The organism is Paraburkholderia sp. (assembly GCF_034668105.1).
Taxonomy (GTDB): domain Bacteria; phylum Pseudomonadota; class Gammaproteobacteria; order Burkholderiales; family Burkholderiaceae; genus Paraburkholderia.
Genome location: NZ_JAXDPY010000582.1, coordinates 1 through 2,735, shown reverse-complemented (window position 1 = coordinate 2,735; position 2,735 = coordinate 1). Strand labels below are relative to the sequence as shown.

The 2,735-nt window shown below is 64.5% G+C and carries 4 protein-coding genes; all 4 read right to left on the bottom strand.

Annotated features, from left to right (window positions below; genetic code table 11):
• Positions 1–482: GntR family transcriptional regulator (locus tag QOC89_RS25825; RefSeq protein WP_323047613.1), on the bottom strand; the 482-nt coding region annotated here is incomplete at its 3' end.
• A gap of 37 nt (positions 483–519) precedes the next feature.
• Positions 520–906, bottom strand: a complete 387-nt coding sequence (gene hpxZ, locus QOC89_RS25820; protein ID WP_323047612.1) for an oxalurate catabolism protein HpxZ — start codon at positions 904–906, stop codon at positions 520–522.
• A complete protein-coding gene (locus tag QOC89_RS25815; RefSeq protein WP_323047611.1) occupies positions 897–1,592 on the bottom strand; it encodes an isochorismatase family cysteine hydrolase in 696 nt (231 codons plus the stop codon). The genes hpxZ and QOC89_RS25815 overlap by 10 nt, the downstream gene beginning before the upstream one ends.
• The coding region (locus QOC89_RS25810) for an ATP-binding cassette domain-containing protein (protein WP_323047610.1) at positions 1,589–2,735 on the bottom strand (1,147 nt) is incomplete at its 5' end. The genes QOC89_RS25810 and QOC89_RS25815, both read right to left, overlap by 4 nt.

The following is a 2,735-nucleotide window of genomic DNA, read 5'->3' as shown; positions in this document are numbered from 1 at the left end:
TCGTCCATGCCGAACATCTTCACCGGATCGCTCTCGCGTAATTCGGGCTCGACGCACCATATCGCCTTCAGCGCTTCGACTGCCGCATGGGCGAGCTCGCCGCCCGCTCCCACGCGCTCGACGGCCGCCACTTCCAGCACGATGCGCAAATCGTAGAGCTGATCGAGCTGGTCGAAATTGATTGGCGCGACTTTCCAGCCACGCCGGAAGCCGACCTCCAGATACCCCTCGCGTTGCAAACGAAACAGGCCGTCGCGCATCGGCGTGCGCGACACGCCGTAGTGCTGCGCGATGCCGTTTTCCGAAAAGCGGTCGCCGGGAAACAGGCGGAAGCTGAAGATATCGCTCTTCAGTTGCTGGTACACCTGCTCGGCGAGCGGATTGGCCGCGGCCGGCGCGGCAGGCATGCCCTGCGGTCCCGAAGCGCCTGGCGTGTCAGACTCAGCGGGGGTCTCGAGCAGTTTCGTCGGGTCGTCGTTCATTGATGCCACATTCCCTTTTTTTCTAATTATTGGCGTTTCATGGCATGGCGATCAGGCTGACGTGCGCCGCGACGATTTTCCAGCCGTCGGCCGGACCGAGCCTCGCCCAAGTCTGCATCTGACGGCCGATCAAAGGCGTCGCGTCGCTGGTGAATTCGGTGCTGACGGTGGCGAAGTCGGTGCCGAAGGTCGTCACCACGGTGCGATGCAGTTTGCGCGACTTCGGCACCGGCTGGCAGGTCTCTCGCCATGCGCGGATCGCCTCGCCGCCATGCTGGATTTCGGCGATGCCGTAGCGGACCGTCTCCGGCGTGTGCCAGAAAAGCGCGTTCATCGCCGCGACGTCGTTGTCGACCAGCGCCCGCTCGTATTCGATAAATGCCGCCTTCACCTGAGCTACCACTGCGGGCTGATTCACTTCCATGTAGGGATTGTCTCGTCGAATTTCGTCAATGAAGAAAACGGCGCGGTCCAGCCGACAATGCCGCCTTGCGAGCGCACCATGTCGAGCGTCGCCTGCTTGAACGCGGGGAAATAGCTGGCGGTCGCGTCTTCGATCAGCAGACTGTCGTAACCGCGATCGTTGGCTTCGCGCATCGAGGTCTGCACGCACACTTCGGTGGTCACGCCGGCGAACACCAGCTGCGTGACGCCGCGCATCGCGAGCTCTTCGCCGAGCCGGGTCGCGTAGAACGCGCCTTTGCCGGGTTTGTCGATCACGAGTTCGCCGGCGAGCGGCGCAAGCGGCTCGATGATCGCATTGCCGGGTTCGCCGCGAATCAGAATGCGCCCCATCGGTCCTGGATCGCCGATGCGGGCGTTGGGTGCGCCTCTGAGCCGTTTCGACTCCGGGCAGTCAGACAGATCCGTTGCGTGCGATTCACGCGTATGCACGACGAGCCATTGGTGCCTGCGCGCGAAGGCCAGCAACGCGGCGACGGTCGGCACGATCCCGGCCAGCAGCGAGACGTCGTTACCGAGCGATTCTCCGAAGCCGCCCGGCTCGATGAAATCGCGTTGCATGTCGATCACGATCAGCGCGGTTTTTGTGGGCGCCAGGGTGAATGGACCGGGTTGGGCGTCGATCGTCAACGCAGTGGGCTGTGTCATCCGATCGCTTCTTTCATGGTTTGCTCGGGGACGGCATGCGGCGCCAGGGTATCGCTGCCGTGCCCTGCCATATGCTGACCCAGCACGGTCCGATCCGCGCGCGCCGCCGGCGTCTCGAACACCAGCTTGCCCTCCGCGATCACTACGATGCGGTCCGCCAGTTCGAGCAGTTCGTCGAGGTCTTCGCTGACCAGCAGCACCGCCGCGCCCGCGTCACGTGCGGCCATCAGACGGGCATGGATGTCGGCAACCGACGCGAAATCCAGACCGAACACAGGATTCGCGACGATCAGCACATCCACCGGCTGTCCGAGTTCACGCGCCAGCACCGCGCGCTGCACGTTGCCGCCCGACAGCGTGCCGATCGCCCGTTCGGGCAGCGGCGGACGCACATTGAACTCGCCGATCAACTGCGTGGCGCGCTCACGCATTGCACGCCGGTCAAGCCACCAGCCGCCGCGCCGCACCGGTTCACGATCGAAGTCGCGTAGCGCGAGATTCTGCGCCACGCTCATTGCCGCAACGCAGGCGTTCTTCAGCGGCTCTTCGGGGATCGCGAACACGCGCCGCTGGGTCATTTCTTCGCGCGTTGCATGATAGGCCTTGCCCGCCACCTGCATGTCGCCGGCTTTCACGCGACGTTGACCGACCAGCGCTTCCACCAGTTCCTTCTGTCCGTTGCCGGAAACGCCCGCCAATCCGAGGATTTCGCCCGCGCGTACGGACAGGGTCGCGTGCCTGACCGCCGTGTGTCCGCGATCGTCCTCCACTGATACGTCGCGCAGTGCGAGACGGACTTGCGCCGTGTCGTCGACGGGTTTGCGCGGTATGCGCTGCACTGTCACCGCAGCCATGACCGGCGCTTCGTTCTCCGGGGGGACTTCTTTCGGCGCGCTTCCCAAGGGGACGTCCTTCGAGGCACGCGTGACGGCGGTACCCATCATCCACGCGGCGAGTTCGTCACGGCTGGTGTTGGCCACCGCACTCGTGCCGACTTGCCTGCCCTTGCGCAAGACCGTGACGTCGTCGGCATAGGCCATCACTTCGCGGAACTTGTGGGTGATGATCAGCACGGTGCAGATCCCGCTGCGCGCGAATTCGCGCACATGACCCAGCACTTCATCCGCTTCCTGCGGCGTCAGC

Bases quoted from the DNA above. Each gene is read 5' to 3' on its own strand.
- QOC89_RS25815 (WP_323047611.1), bottom strand. From the start codon at position 1,592: ATGACACAGCCCACTGCGTTGACGATCGACGCCCAACCCGGTCCATTC.
- hpxZ (WP_323047612.1), bottom strand. From the start codon at position 906: ATGGAAGTGAATCAGCCCGCAGTGGTAGCTCAGGTGAAGGCGGCATTT.